2 protein-coding genes are annotated in these 1,796 nt (G+C 36.8%); both read right to left on the reverse strand.

The window, feature by feature from the left end:
• Positions 1-189 precede the first annotated feature (189 nt).
• Complete coding sequence (locus tag ABZ565_RS35420; RefSeq protein WP_350502499.1) at positions 190-339, reverse strand: toxin-antitoxin system HicB family antitoxin; 150 nt, start codon at positions 337-339, stop codon at positions 190-192.
• A gap of 287 nt (positions 340-626) precedes the next feature.
• A complete protein-coding gene (locus tag ABZ565_RS35425) occupies positions 627-1,319 on the reverse strand; it encodes a hypothetical protein (RefSeq protein ID WP_350753516.1) in 693 nt (230 codons plus the stop codon).
• Positions 1,320-1,796 lie beyond the last annotated feature (477 nt).

The following is a 1,796-nucleotide window of genomic DNA, read 5'->3' on the forward strand; positions in this document are numbered from 1 at the left end:
GTTGCGCTTCACCATCACCACTGCGTAGATCTACTCCATGAATCCTTGACTCGGAACCTTTGCGACCCAGATTACTTGCCACCGTCGCCACCTTCTAGAAATCTTTAATGTGGCAAACCGAACTAGGTTATCAGAGTCGCCTTTCCAAGTAAAGGAACCGCTACGCTTTCACTACGTAGAACTACTCCGTTAAAACTCTTTATCGTCTTTATATTCGCTCAGTATGTATGAAATCAAAGCGTTGACCGACATACCTCTCTTTTCAGCTTCTTTTTTTAACCATTCGTGTAGGTCTTCAGTAAGCCTTAGAGAAAAAACCGCTTTTCCCAATAACTTCACCTCCTTATGGTATCATTATAGTATCAAAGTGGTATCATGTCAATACCATAATGGTTAGTGTTATTTCTCTCGGTCTTTTATAAATAAAATAAATCCGCCTTGCGGTGTCGGGGGCCCCAACTGGAGTCACCCCACCCACACGCAAAAGGGCGGATTTTATATTTTCAAGGAAATTAAATAAGGACCCCATTATAGGAGTCCCATTGTCAAAGTTTGAACACTTTACCCGCTATTAGAAAACGGTAAAGTCATAGTATTTTTATTTTCTATGTGTTAAAATAGCGCTGTTAACTTTTGCGATTTAAGTTAATTTGTATCTTATGAATATTGCCTAGATATTCATTTTCATAGTTTTTGGAATATGTTATATATTCGTCATGAGACTTTAGCAGAGTCTCTTTTTCTTTTTCCGTCAAAATATACTCTTCAGGCTTCTTTAACCCTCTACTCGAAAAATAAGACTTCTCTCCAAGTAATCTTTCGTCAATATTATCCTTTATCATATATTTCGTTATATAAGCCCCTACATTGTCCACGTGGTCTATTTTATTTATTTTAACAAACCCATGACCCCAGATGTCCGATAGAACGTCTACAGGCGTGTAAGGAAGGTTATAGACCAATAGGTGATAATGTATAGCCCCTCGTTTCTGAAACTCAATTACAGCAGTGTATTTTAGTTTTATTTTTAAAGTGTAATTCAGCCTTTGGATAAACTTTTTGAAGTTATAGTTAGATTGTTTTATGTCCTGCATGTTTTCAGCATATGTAAGTGTGAAAAATTTCGGTTGCTCGTTCCACGCATTTGCATTGGCATTTGCTTGGTTAAACACTTGCTTCCTTGCACGATATAACACATCAGACCTGTTCTTCATCTTTGTTTCAGCATCATTTATCCAATCATGATCAGACTGTTTTTTCCTACCAGCATTTTCACGAACTGCATCTTTACCTGTTGCTACCTCTTTCTCGTAGCTCAATAATTCCCATACACCGCCACTTTTTATTAGTTTGTGACGATACCTCAATTATAAAATACCTCTCTTCCTTGTCTAAATTTTTCTGCTTATTAATCGCTATAATCAAGTTAAGTAAGAAACAGAAATAGCGATTAAATATTAACCTATTTTTCTATCAGATTTAAACGGAAATATAAATCCTAAATCTACTAGAATTGTACCACTAAATTCGCCGCAGCCGGTTATTACTTTTCTATCAACTCCTGAAATTTTATAAAAGAATCCTGGTTGCAAAATGATAGTTTGTTTTAGTGCGTGTAATGTAACCACCATTACTTTTGTGTCTTCGGTTTTGTAATAAGAAATATTAAACATGTGCTCGTCCTCTTTTCTTGTTTTTTTAGTTGCGCTTCACCATCACCACTGCGTAGATCTACTCCATGAATCCTTGACTCGGAACCTTTGCGACCCAGATTACTTGCCACCGTCGCCACCTTC

This window comes from Streptomyces sp. NPDC016469 (assembly GCF_040632905.1).
Classification (GTDB): domain Bacteria; phylum Actinomycetota; class Actinomycetes; order Streptomycetales; family Streptomycetaceae; genus Streptomyces.